Origin of the sequence: Streptomyces sp. NPDC056738, assembly GCF_042790435.1 — a bacterium.
Classification (GTDB): domain Bacteria; phylum Actinomycetota; class Actinomycetes; order Streptomycetales; family Streptomycetaceae; genus Streptomyces.
Genome location: NZ_JBHTZF010000006.1, coordinates 200,981 through 219,535, shown reverse-complemented (window position 1 = coordinate 219,535; position 18,555 = coordinate 200,981). Strand labels below are relative to the sequence as shown.

7 protein-coding genes are annotated in these 18,555 nt (G+C 71.1%); 3 read left to right on the top strand and 4 right to left on the bottom strand.

The window, feature by feature from the left end:
• The first annotated feature begins 114 nt into the window (after positions 1-114).
• Positions 115-11,553, top strand: a complete 11,439-nt coding sequence (locus ACFRIC_RS18030; protein ID WP_382786522.1) for an amino acid adenylation domain-containing protein — start codon at positions 115-117, stop codon at positions 11,551-11,553.
• 31 nt (positions 11,554-11,584) lie between these two features.
• Here the strand turns inward: ACFRIC_RS18030 and ACFRIC_RS18025 are convergent, their stop codons facing one another.
• Positions 11,585-13,096, bottom strand: coding sequence for a DUF4246 domain-containing protein (locus ACFRIC_RS18025; RefSeq protein ID WP_382786520.1), 1,512 nt, complete (start codon positions 13,094-13,096; stop codon positions 11,585-11,587).
• A gap of 109 nt (positions 13,097-13,205) precedes the next feature.
• Here ACFRIC_RS18025 and ACFRIC_RS18020 point away from each other — a divergent pair, with 109 nt between their 5' ends.
• A complete protein-coding gene (locus ACFRIC_RS18020) occupies positions 13,206-13,745 on the top strand; it encodes a hypothetical protein (protein WP_382786517.1) in 540 nt (179 codons plus the stop codon).
• A gap of 70 nt (positions 13,746-13,815) precedes the next feature.
• Here ACFRIC_RS18020 and ACFRIC_RS18015 read toward each other — a convergent pair whose 3' ends face one another.
• The 3 genes from ACFRIC_RS18015 to ACFRIC_RS18005 all read right to left on the bottom strand — a co-directional run bounded on the left by ACFRIC_RS18015 (position 13,816) and on the right by ACFRIC_RS18005 (position 17,477).
• Positions 13,816-14,004, bottom strand: coding sequence for a hypothetical protein (locus tag ACFRIC_RS18015; protein WP_382786514.1), 189 nt, complete (start codon positions 14,002-14,004; stop codon positions 13,816-13,818).
• Positions 14,005-14,037: 33 nt separating this feature from the next.
• Positions 14,038-15,150, bottom strand: coding sequence for an aminotransferase class V-fold PLP-dependent enzyme (locus tag ACFRIC_RS18010; RefSeq protein ID WP_382786510.1), 1,113 nt, complete (start codon positions 15,148-15,150; stop codon positions 14,038-14,040).
• A gap of 614 nt (positions 15,151-15,764) precedes the next feature.
• Entirely contained in the window at positions 15,765-17,477 is a 1,713-nt protein-coding gene (locus ACFRIC_RS18005; RefSeq protein ID WP_382786507.1) for an MFS transporter, read from the bottom strand.
• Positions 17,478-17,752: 275 nt separating this feature from the next.
• Between ACFRIC_RS18005 and ACFRIC_RS18000 the strand changes: the two genes are divergently transcribed.
• Entirely contained in the window at positions 17,753-18,523 is a 771-nt protein-coding gene (locus ACFRIC_RS18000; protein WP_382786503.1) for a TetR/AcrR family transcriptional regulator, read from the top strand.
• Positions 18,524-18,555 lie beyond the last annotated feature (32 nt).

The window sequence follows — 18,555 nt, the reverse complement described above, 5'->3', positions numbered from 1 at the left end:
CGCCGAGCCCGACCGCCAGGCAAAGGGCCGTACGGACTTCGATTCGGGTCCCGTGCTGGGCATTCTCGGTTGGTCACCCCGCCGGCCGGTCGCGTACGCGTCGAGGAGTAGCCGATGATCCCGTTGTCCTTCGCTCAGCGCCGGCTCTGGTTCCTGTACCGGCTGGAGGGGCCGTCGGCGACGTACAACATCCCCTTCGCGCTGCGCCTGGAGGGGGAGTTGGACACGGCGGTCCTGGCCGCGGCCGTGGCGGACGTCGTCGCCCGGCACGAGAGTCTGCGCACCCTGCTCGTGGAGAGCGAGGACGGCGTTCCCGAGCAGCGGATCCTGCCGGCCGAGGAGGCGGCGACGCCGTTCCGGGTGGTCGACATGGCCGCCGAAGCGGTGGGCGAGGCGATGCTCGACGTCGTCCGTGCGGGGTTCGAGCTGGACCGGGACCTGCCCCTGCGGACCGCCGTGTTCCGTGTCTCGCCCCGCGAACACACGGTGCTGTTCGTGTTCCACCACGTCGCGGCGGACGGGGCGTCGATGGCGCCGTTCGTCCGGGACCTGCTGTCGGCCTACGAGGCACGCGGGCGCGGCACCGCGCCCGACTGGGCTCCGCTACCGGTCCAGTACAAGGACTACACCGTGTGGCAGCGGCAGATGCTCGGCGAGGAGGACGACCCCGACAGCGTCGCCGCCGAGCAGTTGGAGCACTGGCGCCGCGAACTCGACGGGGTGCCGCAGCCGGTCCAACTGCCGCTGGACCGCCCGCGGCCCGGCTCGGCCGGCCATCGTGGCGCCGAGGTCATGTTCGAGCTGGAACCCGAACTGCTGTCCGGGGTCCGGAAGCTGGCCGCGCAGCACGGCGCCACGGCGCCGATGGTCGCCCAGGCCGCCCTCGCGGTCCTGCTGCACCACCTCGGCGCCGGCAACGACCTCACCATCGGCAGCCCCATCGAAGGCCGCCCCGACGAACAGCTCGAGGACCTGATCGGGTTCTTCGCCAACACCTGGGTGCTGCGCGTCGACCTGGCGCACAACCCGGCGTTCGGTGATCTGCTGGACCAGGTCCGCGAGCGGGCGCTGGGTGCCTACGACCACCAGGACGTCCCCTTCGAGCACCTGGTGGAACTCCTCGACCCCGACCGCACCACCGCCTACCAGCCGCTCTTCCAGGTGATGCTGGCCTGGCAGTTCGTCTGGCCGGAGATCGAACTGCCGGGCCTGCGGGGCACCCTGGTCTGGCCGGGCACCGAGACGGCGAAGTTCGACCTGTTCCTCAACATCGTCCCCGACGCCTCCGGGCGGGCGTACGGACGCCTGGAGTACGCGACGGAACTGTTCGACCACGCGACGGCCGAGTCCCTCGTCGACCGCTATGTGCGGGTGCTGCGGCAGGTGGTCGCCCGTCCTGGGACCAGGCTCGGCGCGGTGGACGTGCTCACCGAGAGCGAGCGGGCCGGGCTGGCCCGGTCGAACGACACGGCGGCACCGGCACCGGCGCCGGCGCCGGCGGCGACGGTCCCGGAGCTGGTCACCGCCCAGGCGGCACGGGCCCCGCAGACGACCGCCGTGGTGTGCGGGAGGACCACCTTGTCGTACGGGGAGCTGGAGGTCCGCGCGGGCCGGCTGGCCGCGGTGCTGCGTGAACAGGGAGTGGGGCCGGACGTCCTGGTGGCCGTGGCCCTGCCGCGTTCGGTGGACCTGGTCGTCGCGCTGCTGGCCGTCCTCAAGGCAGGCGGCGCCTACCTGCCGATCGACCCGGCCTTCCCCTCCGAGCGCGCCGGCCTCCTGCTGGACACCGGACGCCCGTCCCTGGTGCTCACCGGCCACGACACCGCGCACACGGTGGCCGGCTGCCCGACCCCGCTGCTGCACCTCGACGACCTGGACCTCGACCTGGACCTGGACGGCCCCGTCGTCGACGCCGCGACGGCCGGGATCGGGCCCGACCACCTGGCGTACGTGATGTTCACGTCCGGATCGACCGGGACACCCAAGGGCGTCTGCGTCACCCACGCCGCCGTCGTCAACGGCGTACAGGACCTGGCCCGGCGCACCCACGTCACGGCGGGCTCCCGGATGCTGGCCGCGACCTCGGTCAACTTCGACGTCTCCGTGTTCGAGATCTTCACCGCGCTGACCGCCGGAGCGAGCGTCGAGGTCGTCCGCGACCTCCTCGAACTCGCCGAGCGCGACGCCTGGTCGGGCACCACCGTCAGCGCCATACCGGGCATGGTGTCCGCGCTCCTCGACCAGCTCACCGCCGACGGCTCCAGCGGACTCCACCTGGACGTGGAAACCGTCGTGTTCGCCGGTGAGGAGCTCTCCGGCGACCTGGTCCGCAGGGTGCGTCAGGCGCTGCCCGCCACCCGCGTCGTCAACGCCTACGGCCAGACGGAGAGCTTCTACGCCTCCACGTTCACCGTCTCGCGGGAATGGACCGGGACCGGTGCGATACCGGTCGGCGCCCCGCTGAGCAACATGCGGGCCCATGTCCTGGGGCCGGAACTCGCCCCGGTCGCTCCGGGCGTGACCGGTGAGCTGTACGTGGCGGGCCCGGTCGCCCGCGGTTACCACCGGAACGCCGCCGCCACCGCCGAGCGCTTCGTCGCCTGCCCCTTCGGCCCGCCCGGCGCCCGGATGTACCGCACCGGCGACCTGGCCCGGTGGGACGCCGAGGGTCGGCTGATGTATGCGGGACGCGCCGACGACCAGGTCAAGGTCAACGGCATCCGCGTCGAGCCCACCGAGATCGAGACCGTCCTGGCCCGGCACCCCGCCGTCAGCCGGGCCGCCGTCACGGTGTGCGAGGACCCCTCCGGCAGCAGACGGCTCGTCGGCTACGTGGTGGCGGTGGACGGCGGAGCGGGCGACGGTGACTTCGCCCTGGACGCCGGTGTCTCGGTGGCCGACCTGCGGCGGTTCGCGGCCAGGCGGCTGCCCGACTACATGGTGCCCGCCCACCTGCTGGTCCTCGACCGGCTGCCGCTGACCCCGAGCGGGAAGCTGGACCGGGCCGCGCTGCCCGAGCCCCGGTTCGCGGGCGCCGAGTACCGAGCACCGCGCGGCGAGGCGGAGCGGGTCCTTGCCGAGGTGTACGCCGACGTGCTGGGCGCCGGTCCCGGACAGATCGGTGTCGACGACGACTTCTTCGCCGGTGGCGGCGACAGCATCCGGTCCATCCAGGTGGTGGCACGGGCCAAGGCGCGCGGTGTCGTCGTCACCACGCGGGAGATCTTCGAGCACCGTACGGTCGCCCGGCTCGCGGAACTGGCCGAGGGCCGGACCGGACAGGAGCCGGTGGCGGCGGCCGAGTTGGAGGGCGGGGGAGTCGGCTGGGCGCCGCTGCCGCCCACCGCGGCGCACGTGCTCGCGCTGGGAGGCGGCATCGGCCGGTTCTGCATGTCCGCCCTGCTGACCCTGCCCGAGGACATCGACCGCGCGGACCTGGTCGCCACCCTGCAGGCCGTACTGGACCGGCACGACGTACTGCGCTCCCGGCTCGACCGCGACCGGCCGGGCCTGTGGATGGAGGCGGCCGGACACGTCGACGCGGCCGCGCTGTTGCGCGAGGTCCCCTGGCGGACGGCCGACGAGCAGACGGAAGCGGACGCGGCCGATGCGCGGACCGAACGGGACGCGGCCGACGCGCGGACCGAACTGGACGCCGCCGCCGGCCGTCTCGACCCGGACGCGGGCGTGATGGCCCAGTTCGTGCGGCTGATGGACGACAGCGGACCGGACCGGCTGCTGATCGTGCTGCACCACCTGGTCGTCGACGGTGTCTCGTGGCGGATCCTGCTCCCGGACCTGGTGGCCGCCTGGCAGCAGATCCGATCCGGCACCGCCACGCGACCGGCGGCGACCGGCACTTCGTTGCGCCGGTGGACCCACGCCCTGGCCGAGGAGGCCGCCCGCCCCGAGCGGATCGCCGAACTGCCCCTGTGGCAAGGCATCCTGGACGGCGGCGAACCGGTTCTGGGAGCAAGGGAGTTGGACGGCGCTCGTGATGTCGCCGCGACCGTGGACACGGTACGCGTCGGCGTCCCGGCCGACGTCACCAAGATCCTGCTCGACACCCTGCCCACGGTCTTCCGCGCCGGCGTCGACGACGGCCTGCTGACCGGCCTCGCCCTGGCTCTCGCACACTGGCGCCGGACCCGCGGCGCGTCCGGACTCCAGGCGACATCGGCACTGGTCCGACTGGAGGGCCACGGCCGCGAGGAACACCTCGTACCGGGCGCGGACCTGTCCGGCACGCTCGGCTGGTTCACCGCCATGTACCCGGTCCGCCTGGACGTGACCGGCATCGACCTGGCGAACGCGTTCGCGGGCGGCCCGGCGGCCGGCCGGGCGGTCAAGGCCGTCAAGGAACAGCTCCGCGCGGTTCCGGACTCCGGCTTCGGCTACGGCCTGCTCGCCCACCTCAACCCCGACACCGCCACCGTACTGGCCGGCGCGCGCCGCCCGCAGATCGGCTTCAACTACCTGGGCAGGACCGCCGGTACGGACATCCCCGAGGAACTCCGCGGCCTGGGCTGGGCGCCGGACACCACGCACGCCGACCTGATCGCCGCTCCCGACCCGGACATGGAGGCGCTGTCCGCGCTGGAGATCAACGCGGTCGCCGCCGACACCGGCGCCGGCGAGGAACTGACCGCCTACTTCGGTTTCCCCACCGGCCTCCTGTCCCGCGAAGAGGTCGGGGAACTGGCAGGTCTGTGGGTCCGGGCCCTGACCGCGCTGGCCCGGCACGCCACCACCGCCGACGCCGGCGGACTGACCCCCGGCGACGCACCTCTGGTCACCGTGGCCCAACAGGAGATCGACGCCTGGGAGGCCCGCTTCGGCAAGCTCGCCCAGGTATGGCCGGCCACCCCCGCACAGTCCGGCCTGCTGTTCCACGCGATGCTCGCCGGCTCCTCCTTCGACGCCTACCACATGCAACTCGTGTTCCATCTGTCCGGCAAGGTCGACGCGGAACGGATGCGCCGCGCCGGACAAGCCCTCCTGGACCGCCACCCCGCCCTGCGCGCCGCGTTCGTCGACCGCACGGACGGCGATCTCGTACAGGTGATACCGCAGTCGGTGACGCTGCCGTGGCGGCACCTCGACCTGACCGCGGCCGAAGAGCCGCAGCGCACCGAGGAGTTCGAGCGGTTCCTCGACCAGGACCGGACCACCTACTTCGACGCGGACACCCCACCGCTCATCCGGCTGGCCCTGGCCGCCCTCGAACCCGACCGGGCCGAACTCGTCCTGACCGCCCATCACGTCCTGTTCGACGGCTGGTCCACACCGCTGCTGATGCGCGACCTGCTCCTGCTGTATGCCGCCGACGGCGACCCGGCCGCGCTCACCCCCGCGCGCGACTACGCCGACTTCCTCACCTGGCTCACGCGGCACGACCACGAGGAGTCCGCGCGCGTCTGGGCGGCCGAACTCGACGGTGTCCAGGAGCCCACCCTGCTCGTGCCGCACGCGGGAACGCAGCGCGATTCCGCGGGCATCGGCACCATCGAGGTCGTGTTCGAGGGCAAGCAGGGCCTGTCCCGACGGGCCGCGGAGCTGGGCGTCACCCTCAACACCCTCGTCCAGGGCGCCTGGGCCGTGCTCCTCGCCCGGCTCACCGGACAGTCGGACATCGTCTTCGGCGCCACCGTGTCCGGGCGCCCGGCCGCGGTGAAGGACGTCGACGCCATGGTCGGGCTGTTCATCAACACCATTCCCGTCAGGGTGCGTTGTGACCGGCAGACCACCTTCGCCGACCTGCTCACCGATCTGCAGCACCGGCAGGCGGCCCTGCTCGACCATCACCAGCACAGCCTCGCGGAGATCCAGCAGGCCACCGGGCTGGCGACCTTGTTCGACACGATGGTCGTGTTCGAGTCGTATCCCATCGACCGGGAAGCCATCGGCGAGGCCAACTCCGCGGCCGGTGTCGCCATCACGGGACTCCGCCCGTTCGCGGGCTCGCACTACCCGGTCATCCTGGCCGCCGCGGCCGACCCTCAGCTCCAACTGGTCCTGCAGTACCAGAAGGACCTGCTGGACCAGGAGACCGCTGACGGTATCGTCGACCGGTTCGTACGGGTCCTGGAGCAGGTCGCCGCCGCACCCAGGGCCCCGCTCAGCGCCATCGACGTGCTCGGCGAGGACGAACACGACCGCCTGGTACGGCAGGTCAACGACACCGCCCGCGACGTCTCCGGGACCACGCTGCCGGACGCGTTCGAGGCGCAGGTCGCCCGCACCCCCGACCGGATCGCGGTGATCGCCGAGCACGAGCGGCTCACCTATGCCGAGTTCAACGCCCGCGCCAACCGGCTCGCGCACTGGCTGATCGAGCAGGGTGCGGGCCCCGAGCAGCTCGTCGCGGTGAGGATCCCGCGTTCGGTGGATCTGCTGGTGGCGGTGTACGGGGTGGTCAAGGCGGGTGCCGCGTATGTGCCGCTGGACACCGAGCTGCCCGCCGAACGCGTACGCCACATCCTGGCGGGCGCGAACCCGCTGCTGCTCCTGGAGGACTCCCTCCCGGACGTGTCGGCGTATCCGGACAGCGACCCGGAGCGGGCCCTGTCGCCGGACAACGCGGCCTATGTCATCTTCACCTCCGGCTCGACCGGCGGGCCCAAGGGGGTGCCGGTGGCGCACCGCTCGATCACCAACCGGATCGAGTGGGGCCTGGAGCACTTCCAGGTCACGGCCGAGGACCGGATGCTGATGAGCACCTCGGCCAGCTTCGACGCCTCGGTGCCGGAGATGTTCTCCAACCTGCAGATGGGCGCCTCCGTCGTGGTGGCCGGGGCCGAGGGCCGCCGCGACCCCGCCTACCTCGCCGAGCTGATCCGGCGCGAGCAGGTCAGCGCCGCGTTCTTCGTGCCCTCGCTGCTCTCCGCGTTCGTCACCGAGCCCGCCGCCGCGCACTGCGGCAGCCTGCGCTGGATCGAGGTGGCCGCCGAGGCCTTCCCCGCAGCCCTGGCCAACCGCTTCACCGAACTGCTCCCCGCCTGCGCCGCCCACAACCTCTACGGCCCCACCGAGGCCACCGTGGAGGTCACCGGCTGGCAGCACGTCCCCGGCGCCGACCGCGTCCCGATCGGCACCCCGATCTGGAACAACCAGGTCTACATCCTCGACGCCTCCCTGCGTCCGGTCGCCCCCGGCGTGGCCGGCGAGCTCTATCTCGCCGGGACCTGCCTGGCCCGCGGCTATCTGGGCCAGAGCGGACTGACCTCGGAACGGTTCGTGGCCTGCCCCTTCGGCGCGGCCGGCACCCGGATGTATCGCACCGGTGATCTGGTGAAGTGGAACAAGGACGGGCAGGTCGAATACCTCGGGCGCACCGACTCCCAGGTCAAGGTCCGTGGTTTCCGCATCGAACTCGGCGAGATCGACCACGTCCTGTCCGGGCATCCCTCGGTCGCGCAGGCCGCGGTCGTGGTCCGCGAGGACCAGAAGGGCGACCAGCGTCTGGTCGCCTACATCGAACCCGACCCCGACGCCGCCGTCACCGACACCACCGCCCAGATCGAGGAATGGCGTCACGTCTATGACGACACGTACACCGCCTCGGCCGAAGGCACGTTCGGCGAGGACTTCCAGGGCTGGAACTCCAGCTACACCGGTGAGCCGATTCCGCTCCAGGAGATGGAGGAGTGGCGGGACGCGGCGGTGGCCCAGGTGCTGCGATGCGACCCGCGCCGGGTGCTGGAGATCGGCGTGGGGTCCGGCCTGCTCCTGGCGAAGATCGTCGGCGAGGTCGAGGAGTACTGGGGTACCGACATCTCGCCGACGGTAGTCGACCGGGTCCGGGCCCAGGCCGACGAGGCCGGTCTCGGCGACCGGGTCCGGCTCAGCGCCCAGGCGGCCGACGACCTCTCCGGGCTGCCCCGGGGCGCCTTCGACACCGTGATCGTCAACTCGGTGGCGCAGTACTTCCCGAGCGCCGAGTACCTGGACCGGGTGCTGCGCCAGGCCATGCAACTCCTCACGGAAGACGGGCGGTTGATCGTCGGTGACGTCCGCAACGCCGCCACCCTGCGGATGCTGACCACCGCCGTGCAGCGCGCGGCGCACCCGTACGCGTCCTTGAGCGAGGTACGGACCCTGGTGGAGCAGGCACTGCTCGCCGAGCGGGAGCTCGTGGTCGCCCCGGAGTGGTTCGCCGACTGGGCGCGTGAGCATGCCGGCGGAGTGGACATCCGGCTGAAGGCGGGGCAGGCGCACAACGAACTGACCCGGCACCGCTACGAGGTCGTGCTGCACAAGGCGCCGACCGATGTCCTCGACCTTTCGGATGTGGCCGCGGTGGCGTGGGGCGGGGAAGTCACCGGCTTCGCCGGGCTTGGTGGCTGCGTCGAGCGGGCGGCCGGTGGCCCGGTGCGGGTGACCGGGATCCCCAACGCACGGCTGACCGAGGAGGCCGTGGCCACCGCCGTCGCCGGTCGAGGCCCAGCCCCCGTTGCGAGCGCCATGGTCGGTCGAGGTACGGGCGCTGCCATGCCCCCCACTGTCACGCCCTCCGGGCTGCCACTCGATCCGGAGGAAGTCGCGGACTGGGCGCGGCGGCAGGGTCTGGACGCCGTCCTCACCTGGTCGGGCGAGACCGTCCACGCCTTCGACGTGATCCTCCTGCCCGAAGGGGAGGACGGGCCGAAGACCGTCTCCGGAGGGTTCGTTCCCCGTCCCGGTGCCGACCGGATCCGGGTGAACGCCCCCGCGCTCGCGAAGGCGATCGGCCCCCTGCTGGCCGAACTGCCCGCCTACCTGCGTGAACGCCTTCCCGACTACATGGTCCCGGCCGCCTTCGTACCGCTCTCGCGGCTCCCCCTGAACCCGGCCGGAAAGATCGACCGACGAGCACTGCCCGCGCGGCACACGACCGTTGTGACAGGTCGAGGGCCGCGCACGTTCCATGAAGAGAAGCTGTGCGCCCTCTTCAGCGAATTGCTCGGCCTGGAGAGGGTCGGCATCGACGATGACTTCTTCGCGCTCGGCGGGCACTCGCTGCTGGCCACCCGGCTGATCAACCGCGCCCGCGCCGACATGGGGATCGAGATACCGATCCGCAAGATCTTCGACCTGCCGACGGTGGCCGCGTTCGCCGCATGGGCCGGCAAGGCGGCCGCTCCCCGCCGCCTGCGGTTCGAGCCGGGCGATCACACAGGGGAGAACGCCGCGACTCCGCTGTCCTTCGCCCAGCGCCGCATGTGGATCCTGCACCAACTGGACCGTGGCACGGCGACCTACGCCATCTCCCCGACGTTCCGGCTGACCGGGCCACTGGACGAGGGGGCCCTGGCCGCCGCGATCGGTGACGTCGTCGCCCGGCACGAGATCCTGCGCACCACCTATGTGACCGACGCCGACGGTGAGCCCGAGCCGAGAATCCTGTCGGCGGAACAGGCGCCGGTGCGGGTGCCGGTGATCGAGGTGGCGCCCGAGGACGAGTCCCGGGCGATCGAGGAAGCCGCCGCGCACTGGTTCGACCTCGCGGCAGAAATACCTTTGCGGGCAACCCTGTTGCGCCGCTCCGCCCAGGAGCACGTCCTCGTCCTGGTCATCCACCACATCGCCACGGACGGCAGTTCGGGGGCGCCGCTTGCCCGCGATCTGGCCGAGGCCTATGCCGCGCGCCTGGACGGACGGGCCCCGGAGTGGGAGCCGTTGGCCGCTCAGTACAAGGACTACGCGCTGTGGCAGCGTGAGTTGCTCGGTGACGTGGCGGACCCGGAGAGCCTGGCCGCGGCGCAGAGCGAGTACTGGCGCAAGGAACTGGACGGCGTGCCGGAGCCGCTGAACCTGCCGCTCGACCGCCCCAGGCCACCGGTGCGTAGCTCCGAGGGCGACATGGTCGATGTCCTGGTGGGGCCCGAGTCCGCGGCCCGGCTGCGGAAACTGGCCGACGCACGCGGGGTGACCCTGTCGATGGTCCTCCAGGCCGCGCTGGCCGTGCTGCTCGGCGAACTGGGGGGCGGCGAGGACGTGCCGATCGGCAACCCGATCGCCGGCCGCACCGATGAAGGGCTGGCCGACATGGTCGGGTTCTTCGTCAACACCCAGGTGCTGCGGGTGGATCTCTCCGGCAACCCCTCGTTCGCGGACCTGCTCGCGCGGGTGCGGGACAAGGCGCTGGCGGCCTACGAGCACCAGGACCTGCCGTTCGAGATGCTGGTCGAGGCGCTCGACCTCGAGCGCTCCGCTGCGTACCAGCCGCTGTTCCAGGTGATGTTCGCCTGGCAGAACTTCGACAAGCGGAGACTCGAACTCCGAGGACTGGCGGTCGAGTTCGAGCAGCACCTCACGTCGACCGCTCAGGCCGACCTGATGTTCAGCATGGCGGAGGAGGACGGTACCGGGGCGCTGCGAGGAGACCTCGTCTACGCGACTGAGCTGTTCGACCGGGAAACAGCCGAGGCGATCGCTGCGGGGTTCGTCTCGGTGGTGGACCAGTTGGTCGCCGCCCCGCAGACTCCGGTCAAGGCGATCAAGGTGCCGGAGGCCGGACGGGGCAGGCTCGCGAAGGAGCCGAGCGACCGCCGTCCGGGCACAGCGCGCGAGGGGCACCTGAGCGGTTCCGGTCCGCGCAACGCGCACGAGGAGAAACTGTGCGCCCTGTTCGGTGAGTTGCTCGGGGTCGAAGGGGTCGGAATCGACGAGGACTTCTTCGGGCTCGGAGGGAATCCGGACCTGGCCACGCGCCTGAGCACGCGCATCGGCGAAGAGTTCGGCATCGACCTGCCGCTCAAGACGATCACCGACTACCCCACGGTGGCCGAGCTGGGCGGGCTGGTCATCGTCGGCGGTACACCGGACGACCAGAGCGACTCGTACGGGGTGGTGCTGCCCCTGAACAGGGATCCCGGTACGGGCAAGCCGCCCCTTTGGTTCTTCCACGGAGGCGGCGGCCTGGGCTGGGCGTTCTTCACCTTCGCCCCGCACGTGAAGGACCGGGCGGCGTACTCCTTGCAGTCCCGAGGCTCCAACGGCAAGGATCCACTGGCCGGTTCGGTGGAGGAGATGATCGACGACTACCTCGCCCAGATCCTCGCCCGCCAGCCGGAAGGCCCGTACCACCTGATCGGCTGGTCCTTCGGCGGCCCGGTCGTGCACGCGGCCGCGGCGGAGCTGGACCGGCGCGGCCACCGCGTCGGGCTCGTCGCCGTCCTGGACGCCCCGCCGGCGACCACGTCTCCGGACAGCCCGTTCAAGCAGGTGGCGGGCAGGACGGCGGCGATGTACCGGGGGGACGTCGAGGAGGTCTTCGGCCAGTACATGAACACTGGCAACCTGGACGGTTTCCTGGAGGACATGTCCAAGGTGGGTGCCAACAACCTGAACAAGATGGCGGTGTTCGCGTCACCGGTCTACCGCGGCGACCTGCTCTACTTCAACGCGAAGTCGGACAAGGTCGACGGGTTGTCGTCGTACGGGCCCGGCTGGCGCCCGTACGTCCTCGGCTCCCTGGAGGAGTACGACATCGACGCTTCCCACCACGACCTGCACATGCCCAGGCCGGCGGGCCAGATCATGGAGGTGATCGCCCGCAGGCTGGCGGAGTGACGGGGAGAGCGTGCGGGCGACGGGCCGGACCTCAGTGCTCGCAGAGGGAGAATTCGCGCTCGTAGAGCTGCTCGTTGTGTTCGGCGACGAAGAACTTGCGTTCCCGCATGAGCTGTTCGCGGTATTCCCTGGCCTCGTCGAGCGTCATGGTCGAGGTGGCGGACCAGGGTTGCTGCGGAGGCACGTCGGATGTCGAGACGATCGTCTCCGACGGGTCGACGAGGAAGAACGCGAGAATCTTGCGGTGGCCCGGACGGGTGTCGTCCGTGAGGCGGAATGAACCGACACGGTGTTGCAGGATGTTCGGGAACGCCAGGCAGCGGCCGGCCGGGGTCGACGCCGATCCCAGCACCTGGTTCAGCGCGTCCTCGTTCTCCAGGCCGTAGACCTCACGGACCCCGTTGTCGTCGTTCTGCTCGTAGTTGGGGTCGTCGAGTGCCGCCCGGAAGCTCAACCGGCTCTCGGTGATGTTCTCGCTGTCCCAGTAGTAGATGCCGGTCGAGACGATCCGCTCGTTCAACATCCCCTCGACGTGCCAGGAACCGCCCGCGTACTCGGGCTTCTCCGGGGTGAGATGGATGGTGGCGAGCTTGACGATGACCTGGAGAGGGCGACCGCGCAGGTCGACCCGGACCGATGCGTCAGGCGCCTCGGGCGCGACGAAGGCCGGGGCGTCCGGGATGGTCGGGCGACGGCTCTCCCACCACTCGTCATGGGCCTGTTCCCACGCACGGACGGCTTCGTCGTAAGCCGCACTCTCGCTGTAGGAGGACTTGTTCGGATACTCCGGTTCCCGCGACTCGTACCACCCGTAGGGATCGGCCTCGATCCGCGGGGGCCGCGGATGGCGGAGGTCGGTGAGCACGTTCTCCAGCAGCGGGCGCATGCGCCCGAACAAGTCCGGCAGCACGGAGGCCAGTTCGCGATGGGTCTCGGGGTGGACGTTGTTGACGTACGAGCGGAAGGCGACCTCGCCGTCGTCACTGACGTCGACGTCGGTGGGCAGCCACTGGAACTTCTCGGAGAACTCGTAGCGCGAGTATCGGTTGGTCGGGTTCTGCCAGGCCCGCTCGGGTGCGCCGCTCGCGTCCTTCACCAGGCAGAACAGGGAGGGATGAACCAGGTCCAGCACCTGGCCGTCGGATCCGGGATGCCAGTCCAGCTCGGCCTCGGGGACCTCTTCCAGAACCCGGACCGCCTCGCGCAGCCGGGTCGCGAGCTTGTCGTCGATCAGTGTGTCCGACTGCCACACCCCGTCCACGGCGGACACCTCGACGCCGGTTCGCGCGTCCCGCAGGGCGGCGTAGTACGCGAGTTCGTCGAGCACGTAACGAACCTGCGCCTCGGTGAGGCCCTGGGCGACGGCTTCCCGCGTCCACCTGTCGACGATGCCGGCGTCGTTCATCTTGTCGAACCAGCCAGGCTTCGCCCGAATGTGCGCGCTGCACTGCATGATCTGAAGTTCCCGCAGCGTGCGCGGTGTCGCGAACGACAGGGAACGCGAACCATGAAAGGGCAACGGGAAGGCGGGCAGGGCAGTCAATTCTCTCGATCCTCCAGGTCGGTGTGCGGTGGCGGGAACGATACGTCAGCGGACTGACATCACTCCGGGGGCCGCGGGTCGTGCGGGCCCGACCGCGGGAGATCGATCGATGCCGGTCCGGCGAGGCGTGCTGCTGATCCGCCAGGATCTGCGTGTGACGGAGTACGAGGAAGACCTGGTGACCTTGCTGCACGAGCTCGACGCCCCCGAGTTCCTTGAGCGGCCCCGGGGTTACGACCGCGGCGAGACGGGTGCGTTGTTCGACGTCCTTGTGGCGCGACTTGAGGACGACTTCGCGGCGCCCTGTGCCCGCGAACGGGACACGCAGGACTCCAGCGAGTACGGGCGGATCACCGTGCCGGCGGACGCGACTGTGTGCGGAACCCGGATCGTCGTCTGCGTGAGCAAGTTCGGCTCACTGGCGCTGATCTGCGCCGACAACCCCGGTGCCTTCCTGGGCGCCGAGGAAGCGCAAGCCGAGGGCGAGTTGGACGCGGCGGATCTGGCCAACATCGAGCGGACGCTGGCCCACCTCGGGTACGTGGTCGTTCCCGAGGAACTCCTGGAGAGCGACTACGCCGGGCCGAGCGAGCTGCCCGTGCACGGTCGGCGACCCACCTGGTGGGACCGCTTCTTCGGTATCTTCTGACGAACGCGTGGTCATGGACGAGCGGTGCCTGTGAGGCAGGCTTCGCGCCAACTCCCCGTTCAGGGTGCCGCTAGCGCTTCTGTGCTCGGTAGCGTTTCATGAGTGCGGTGATCCGGGTCGGGTCCGCCTGCCCGTTGAGCTCGGCCGTCAGATCGTCAGGGCACAACTCGTAGAGATCCCCCCACCATCGGCGACCTCGGTTGTCCCAGATTCGATAGCCGCCGGGCACTCCTCTGGCGACGTAGCGTCTTTTGCTCATCGGAGCCCCCTGCCTTCCGCTCGGCCCGGTGGTTCAGTTGCCCAGTGTCGACAACGCCGCCGCCACCCTCTCGGAGACCTCCGGTGGGGTCGAGGCGTGGGGGGAGAAGCGGAGTGAGTCGGTGCGTACGGTCGGGGTGACGCCCTCGGCGTGCAGCGCCTTCGCCACGACGGACGGGTCGTGGTTCGGCATCGTGAAGGAGAGGATGCCTGCGCGCCGCGCCGGGGTGGTGGGGGAGAGGACGCGGGCGCCATGGGCCTCGACCGTCTCGGTCAGCTCGGTGATCCGCTCCGCCACGGCCGTCTCGATCGCCGATACGGTGTGCCGCTCCACCAGCTCCAGCGCGGCCGCGAACGCGGCTGCCGTCACCGGGCTGAGGTTGGTGATCGACCAGCGCCGCGCGTCCGCCGCCGGCGGGTGTTCCTCGCCGTCGAAGACACCGACCTCCTCGACGCCCGTCCAGCCGGTGAGGACCGGTTCCAGGGACTCCAGAGCGCGGTCCGAGAGAGTGGCGAAGCCCGTCGCCCAGCCCGCGCGCAGCCACTTCTGGCCGCCCGCCACGACCACGTCGGCCGCGTCCCAGTCCATCGCGGCCACACCGAACGCCTGGATGGCGTCCACGATCAGCAGCCTGTCCGGTCCGATCGCCTCGCGCAGCGCAGCGAGGTCCGCGCGGAATCCGGTACGGAAGTCCACGGCGCTGACGGACACCGCGACCACGTCGTCGGTCAGCGCGGCACGGACCAGCTCCGGCGTGACTCCGCCGCCCGCCACTGGATCGAGCCAGCGCGGCGTGGCCCGGCCCAGGTCCGCGGTGCGGCGCCACGGATAGTGGTTCGCCGGGAAGTCGCTGCGCGGCGTGAGGACCACACCCGTCCGGATGCCGAGGGCGGCGTGGAACAGTCCGGTCGAGGCGTTGGGCAGCAGCACGGTGTGCCGACTGTCGGTGCCCGCGAGGCGCGCGGCCGTGTCGCGGGCGACCGACTCCGCGCGCATCAGGCCGTCCACGGTGGTGTGATCGGCGAGGGCGGACTCCTCCATGGCCCGCGCGGTGGCGGCCACGGCGTCCCGCGACGGCGGACCGAACCGTGCGAAGTCGAGATACCCGGCGGGTGTGTCGAAGTGGGCTGCGTACGACGTGAGCACGGGGCTCGTCCTTCCGGGGCGGCGCGGGTCGGGCGGTGTGGCGGTGAGCGCACCTGGTGATCAGGGTGACCGGCCAGGTGGTCAGGATGAGCAGGGTCGCGTGCGCGCGGAGGACGGCGTGCCGCTTTCCTACCGCGCGTGCGCGGAGGCCCGCGTACCCCGTCCACCGACGTGAGCGATTCTGCCCGCTCGCACGGTACGCGCCGTAATCTGCGGGGACGGGCGCGGGGGTGCAGCCCCACGTTTCGAGGGCGGCGGTCCCCATGCCGGAGGCGCGCCTGCCTCCGGCATGCACCCCGCGTACTCTGCGCATCCCGCATCCCGCATCCCGCGTCCCCGCGTCCGGCCCGCCTCCGGCGCATCCCGCGTCCCCGCGTCCGGCCCGCCTCCGGCGCATCCCGCGTCCCCGCGTCCGGCCTGCCTCCGGCGCGCCGCGCGTCCCGGCCTCCGAGCCGCCCCCGGCGCACCCCGCGTCCCGGCGCCCGCCCCGCCCCCGGAGCGCCCTCCTTCCGGCGCCCCGCCCCGCATCCCCACCAGCAGAAACACCACAGGCCGGGCACCTCCGCAGAGATGCCCGGCCTGTACCGCTCACCGACGACGGCCGCGACCGGGGCTCAGTGCCCGGCGGCGTCCTCGGGCCGGGCGTGCCGCGGCAGCAGGAACGCCAGCAGGAACGTCAGCGCCAGCATGCCGTCGACGATCCAGAGCACCGTCTGCATGACGGAGCCGAATCCGCTCCGGAAGGCCGACGACGCGGTGGCCTGCAGCGCGGCGGGGATGCGGGCGCCGTCCTCGGGTGAGGTCACGGCCGACCGGGTGTCCTTCTCCAGGCGGGCGCAGGACGCCGGCGTCGCTTCGTAGTCCTTGGCGGTGGCGCGGTCCGCGGCGCAGGTGCGCAGGCCCGCCACGATGCGGTCCTGGGCCTGGGGCGCGACGTGCGCGGCGGTGAGCTGTCCCCGCAGACCGTCCGAGCGGTGGTCGACGGCGGTGGCGATCCCGCCGCCCAGCAGACCGAAGAACACCGTGCCGAGGATGGCCACGCCGAAGGCGCCGCCGAGCTGCTGGACCGCGGTCATCGTGCCGGACGCCGAACCCGTCTCGTGCTGCTCCACGCTGGCGAGCACGATGTCGAAGAACGGGGCCATGAGCAGGCCCATGCCGATGCCCGTGACGAGCAGCGAGGGCAGGAGCTGCCAGGGGCCGACGTCGGAGCCCACCTGGTCGAGGGTCAGCCACACGCCGAAGACACCGAGGGCCATGACCAGCGCGCCGGCCTGGAGCACGGTCCGGCCGAACCGGACCACACCCTGGGCCACACCGAAGCCGACGATCATGCCGCCCGACCAGGGCACCATCACCAGACCCGCCTTGAGCGGCGAGTAGCCGAGGCCGATCTGGGTGTAGAGGTTGAAGACGAGCATGAAGCCCTGCATGGCCGAGAAGAAGACCAGCCCGAGGATCATGCCGCCGCTGAAGCCGCGCTTGCGGAAGAGGCTGGGGACGACCAGCGGGTCCTGGCCGGCCTTGCTGCGGCGCGACTCGTACACGGCGAAGGCGACGAAGACGACGACGGAGGCGCCCATCATCAGGAACGTCCACACGGGCCAGTCGTACTCACGGCCCTGGACGAGCGGGAAGATGAGGAGCAGCGCGGCCACGGAGACCAGGATCATGCCGGGGATGTCGAGCCGCGGCTTGGTCTCGGACCGGCCCTTCGGCAGGTAGCGGACGGCACCGAGGATGGCGGCGGCGCCCAGCGGCAGGTTGATGAGGAAGATCATGCGCCAGCCGGTGCCGAAGTAGTCGGCGTCGACCAGCCAGCCGGCCAGGATCGGCCCGCACACCGCGGACAGGCCCATGACCGGGCCGAACATGCCGAAGGCCTTCTGCGACTCCTTCGGCGGGAACATCTCCTTGATCATGCCGAGGCCCTGCGGCAGCATGACCGCGCCGAACAGGCCCTGCACGACCCGCGCGCCTATCAGCATCCCGGGCGACACGGACACCGCGCACAGCAGCGAACCCAGGGTGAAGCCGGCGGCTCCGACCAGGAACATCGTGCGGCGCCCGTGAATGTCGCCGAGGCGTCCTCCGGTGACGAGCCCGACGGCCATCGAGAGGGTGTAGGCGGCGGCGAGCCACTGGAGCGTGGAGGCACCGCCGCCGAGGTCGGCCCGCATGGAGGGACCGGCGATGTTCGTGACGACGGCGTCGAGGAGGTCCATCACCTCGGCCGCGAGGATCACGAACAGCGCAGCCCAGCGCCATCGGTAGGGCGCTGGTGAGTCGATGGGCGTCTCGGTGGACGCGACACCGGTGGTGGACATCGGGAACTCCTCGCGAAGAGGCCGCGCCGGGGTCGACCGGAGCGCGGTGGGACGGACGGGTGTGACTGCCCGGCTCGCCGTCTTGGAGGAAGAAGCACGAGACGAGACGCCGGTGAACGCCGTTCACCTTAACAGAACAGTGCTCATCCAGAGAACGGCGTTCATTAAGATATAGCGCAACTCCGCGAGGGAGACAAGATATATCGCGTTGAGTCGAGGTGAACGCCGCTCTCCAGGGGAGAACACTGCTCTCCGGTGCCGCCTAGACTGTGGTCATGAGCGACGCGGCCGCCGGCACCCCCGAATCACCCCCGCCGTCCCCCTGGGAGCGCGAGCGCCCCGTCCGTGCCCGCGTCGCCCCGGCGCGCGAGCCGCTGTCGCGCGAGCGCATCGTCGAAGCCGCCTTCGTCGTGCTGGACCGGTCCGGCCTCGACAAGCTGTCGATGCGGCAGGTGGCCGCCGAACTGGGGGTCGCGGTCTCCGCCCTCTACGCCTACGTCCGCTCCAAGGACGACCTTCTGGAGCTGATGTACACCCGCCTGTTCGCCAGCTTCACGCTGCCTGAACCCGACCCGGAGCGCTGGCAGGAGCAGGTGCGCGACTACGCGCGGTCCTGGCGGTGGCGGCTGCTGTCCCATCGCGACATGGCCAGGATCTCCATGGCCCACGTCCCCTTCACCGCCGAACTGCTGCCGTACGTCGAGTCGTTGCTCGCCGTCTTCCGTACCGCCGGACTGCCCGACCGCATCGCCGCCGAGGCCGGTGACCTCATCTCCACCTACATCGAGGGGTTCGTCCTGGAGGAGGGCATGTGGCAGGACCGGGCCGCGCAGCAGTCCGGCGGCGGCTCGCTGGCCCGCCCCGACTGGCGTGAGATGGCCGACGAGATGCAGAACTACTTCGCGTCGCTGCCCGAGGAGGACTTCCCCCATCTGCGGGCCCTGTCCGGGTCGATGGTGACGGACTCCTCCGACGAGAGGTTCGACATCGGGTTGGAGATCATCCTGCGGGGTCTCGCGAGCTATCTCCCGGACCGCGAGGCCTGAGCCCGGGGCGGGGTTCCGTGGACTCGCCCCGC